Source organism: Thioclava sp. UBA3469 (genome assembly GCF_002378135.1).
In the GTDB taxonomy this organism is placed as follows: domain Bacteria; phylum Pseudomonadota; class Alphaproteobacteria; order Rhodobacterales; family Rhodobacteraceae; genus Thioclava; species Thioclava sediminum.
On record NZ_DFRG01000035.1, the window covers coordinates 948 to 4015 of the forward strand.

General features: G+C 66.8%; 3 protein-coding genes. All 3 read left to right on the forward strand.

Going from position 1 to position 3068, the window contains the following annotated elements:
• On the forward strand, window positions 1–1051 hold a 1051-nt coding region (locus B3D39_RS02715), incomplete at its 5' end, for a thiamine pyrophosphate-dependent enzyme (protein ID WP_286789355.1).
• A 346-nt stretch (window positions 1052–1397) separates the two neighbouring features.
• On the forward strand, window positions 1398–2228 hold the full coding sequence (locus B3D39_RS02720; protein ID WP_274963719.1) for a fructosamine kinase family protein: 831 nt from the start codon (window positions 1398–1400) through the stop codon (window positions 2226–2228).
• 63 nt (window positions 2229–2291) lie between these two features.
• A partial coding sequence (locus tag B3D39_RS02725; RefSeq protein ID WP_286789356.1) for an FUSC family protein occupies window positions 2292–3068 on the forward strand: 777 nt, incomplete at its 3' end.

Sequence of the window (3068 nt, forward strand, 5' to 3'; positions counted from 1 at the left end):
GCGGCTCGCCGCACCGGTCGCGCATACGACGCGGGCGAAGGAATTCATCGAGCCGGACATGCCCAACAATGTCGGCATGACCGGGATCCTGGGCAATCGCGCGGGTATGGAGGCAATGGGCGATTGCGACCTGCTGCTCTGTCTGGGCAGCGATTTCGCCTATACGCAGTTCTATCCGGGCAAGGCCAAGATCGTGCAGCTCGACATCGATCCCACCCGGCTGGGACGGCGCGCGCCGATCGATCTGGGACTAGCGGGCGATGTCGGCGACACGATCGACGCGCTGCTGCCGCGCCTTGTCCCGCGCGAGCCCGGCAAACATCTTGATCGGGCGCTGAAAGCCTATGCCGAGGACCTCAAGGGCTACCTCGATAGCGCGGAAGAACCCGACCCGAGCCTGATCCACCCGCAGCACCTGACCGAGCTGCTCGACCGGTTCGCGGCGAAGGATGCGATCTTCACCGCAGATGGCGGCTCGCCCATGGTCTGGTTGCTGCGCCACCTCTCGGCCAATGGCGAGCGGCGCTTCCTGACCTCGCTGTTGCACGGGACGATGGCCAATGCCTATCCTCAGGCGCTGGGCATTCAGGAGTCCTACCCCGAGCGTCAGGTGATCGCGATGTGCGGCGATGGCGGAATGACCATGCTGATGGGCGACCTGCTGACGCTGGTGCAGGAGAAACTGCCGGTGAAACTGCTCGTCTACAACAACGCCTCGCTCGGCTTCGTGGAGATGGAGCAGCGGGTGGAGGGGATGCTCGACGCCTTCACCGAGCTGCACAACCCGGATTTCGGCGCGATGGCGCGGGCGATCGGCATGGAAGGGATGCGGGTCGATAGCGCGACCGAGCTCGACGGCGCGGTGCGCGACTGGCTCGCCGTACCGGGGCCTGCGCTGCTCGACGTGAAGGTGAACCGGATGGAGCTGGTGATGCCGCCGAAGATCGAACCGGCACAGGTGGGCTCGACCGCACTCTTCGGCGTCAAGGCGGTGCTCAACGGGCGTGCCGATGAGGTGGTTTCGCTGATGCGCGACAACTTCCTGCGCTGACCGGGGCCGGGGCTAGACGCAGCCGCCGCAAGGGGTTCGCGGCGGCTGCTACCCGACGGAGACGAGTGTGGGGATATCTCCGTCAGGGTCTCGTGTTGCCCCCCGAGGGACAGAAACGGACAAATCCTCCGGCCCGAGCGCGCTGCACGCATTGTCTCGGCACGAAGGCGTCCAAAATGTCTATGCTGCACGAAGGACTGACCCGCCATGGGGAGGCTGATCGACGGCAACATTGGGCATTTGCACCGGATGGAACCCGTCACGCAACCGTAATCCTGTCGTACAGAGCGGATATTCGCCTGTGGTGCCGCAAGAAAAGGCAAACGACCGAAAACAGGAGGGCGACATGGACGAAACGGCGCGGATATTGGCAGAGGCCGCGCGCCTTCTGGAAATCACGCCGCGACAGGCCGAGCCGCTGGCGGGCGGCGATCTGAGCCCGGTGCTGGCGCTGGACCTGCCGACCGGAGAGCGGGTGATCGCCAAGGGCGGGCCTCACCCCGAGATCGAGGCGGAGATGCTGCGGGCGCTCGCTGAGGCGGGCGCGCGGGTGCCGAAGGTGATCGCGGCCTCTGGGGTCTGCCTCGCGATGGAGGCTTTGCCGCAGGGCGGGGGGCTGCGGGGCGCGGGGTGGCTGGAACTGGGCGAGACGCTTCGGCGCCAGCACCGCGCGCCGGGAGCACCGGATGAGGCGCCATATGGCTGGCCCGACGATTACGCCTTCGGCCCGGTGCCGATCCCCAACGCAGCGCGACCGACATGGCCCGAGTTCTGGGCCGAGGCACGGCTGCGCCCGTCGCTGCCTGCCTTGCCCGTGCCACTCGCCCGCCGGGTCGAGACGCTCGCCGCGCAGATTGACGAGCATCTGCCGCCACGCCCGTTCCCGTCCCTGCTGCACGGCGATCTCTGGGCGGGCAATGTCTTGGCCGATCAGGGACATCTGAGCGGGTTGATCGACCCGGCCTGCTATTACGGCGACGGCGAGGTCGATCTCGCGATGCTCCATCTCTTTGGTGCGCCGGGGTCGGAATTCGCGGCTGGCTATGGAGAGCTTGAACCCGGCTGGCAGGCGCGGCGGGCGATCTATCAGCTCTGGCCCGCGCTGGTGCATCTGCGCTTGTTTGGGTCGGGCTATCACGGAATGGTGGCGGGGCTTCTGGACCGGATCGGCGTCTAGCGGGGAACCAGCGCGTCGGTAAGGCGCTTTGCCTGCATCGAAAGGTGTTACGCGGTGCAATTGGTGACTATCTCCCCTAAGCAACTTCAGAAGCTGAACTGGTCGCGCGGCTTGCCCGCAGCGCTTGCGCTGAGCGGGCTGGTCGCGATCGTGCTGTCACTCGATCTGCCGCGCGGGCAGGAACTCGCGGCGCTTGGCGCGGGCTTCGCCACCTCGACGGGGCAGGGCAAGTCGATCCGCAATCGGCGCTGGCCGGTCACCTTCCTCGATATTGCGGGCAAACTGGTCGGGATCTTCGCCGGCATGATCGCCGCGAAGGTCATGATCGGCGGCGTCGCGCTGAGCGTGCCGGGGATGCTGCTTGGCGCGTTCGCCGTTGGCCTTCTCTCGCGCCGCGATATGAGCCTGTGGTGGCTGTTCCTGCAAAGCTGGCTTTTCTTCTCGCTCTCGACCTTCCTCGTGCAGTTCATCCCGTCACCCGGGCCGGTACTGCTCGCCGTCGGCGGCGCAATGGTCTGGGTCTTGGCGGTGGAAGAGGCGGTGCGGGTGATCTGGAAACACTTCGCGCCGAAGACGGGGCCGAAGCTCGATGGGCAGGTGCCGCCCGATGGCGTTGCGCCGCTCAACTCGCTGATCGGTCAGGGGCTGCAGGCGATGGGCGCGGTGGGCTTGTCCTACGGGATCGCTGTGGCTTTCTCGATCAATCACCCCTACTGGGCGCCACTCTCGGCGCTGTTGATGCTGCGCCCGCGTCCCGGCATGACATGGGACCGGGTGCTGGTGCGCAGCCTCGCGACCCTCGCAGGCGGGCTGGGCGCGAGCCTGCTTGTGCTGTGGCTC

Bases quoted from the DNA above. Each gene is read 5' to 3' on its own strand.
- B3D39_RS02720 (WP_274963719.1), top strand. From the start codon at position 1,398: ATGGACGAAACGGCGCGGATATTGGCAGAGGCCGCGCGCCTTCTGGAA.